This is a genomic window from Bacillus sp. 05T31 (assembly GCF_056396725.1).
This window is the reverse complement of record NZ_JBFTMA010001234.1, coordinates 1-628: the sequence shown is the minus strand read 5'-3', so window position 1 is coordinate 628 and position 628 is coordinate 1. Positions and strand designations below refer to the sequence as shown.

The 628-nt window shown below is 35.4% G+C and carries 1 protein-coding gene; it reads left to right on the top strand.

Annotation, left to right across the window (positions count from 1 at the left end):
• Positions 1–91: 91 nt before the first annotated feature.
• Complete coding sequence (gene arsC, locus AC1DJR_RS32640; protein ID WP_215576446.1) at positions 92–496, top strand: arsenate reductase (thioredoxin); 405 nt, start codon at positions 92–94, stop codon at positions 494–496.
• Positions 497–628 lie beyond the last annotated feature (132 nt).

Here is a 628-nt window from a genome sequence, read left to right as displayed (position 1 = left end):
TGATTGCCCTTGTAAACGTCGCTTTTTGGTTTAAGCGTAAATAYTTTAATGACCAATCAATATAAATTTAAAAACAAAGGCGGAAAACAACATGGAAAACAAAAAGACAATTTATTTCTTATGCACAGGAAATTCATGCCGAAGCCAAATGGCAGAAGCATGGGGCAAACAATATTTAGGAGATAAGTGGAATGTATATTCTGCAGGAATCGAAGTACACGGAGTAAATCCAAATGCTATTAAAGCGATGAAAGAAGTAAATATCGATATAACGAATCAAACATCGGATATGATTGATTCAAATATTTTAAATAACGCTGATTTAGTCGTTACGCTTTGTAGTCATGCAGATGCTGTGTGTCCATCTACTCCTTCACATGTGAAGCGTGTTCACTGGGGATTCGATGATCCAGCAGGAAAAGAATGGTCTGAATTTCAACGTGTTCGCGATGAAATTGGGGAACGTATAAAACGATTTTCTGAAACAGGGGAGTAAATAAAGGAAAGAGCCAATCTTCTATCGTATAGGAGATTGGCTCTTTTTTCTATACATAGTCACTACTGCATTGGTTTGCAACAACTATCTTAACGAATGTAGAATATTATGTAAGAATGATATAGTTAGAAT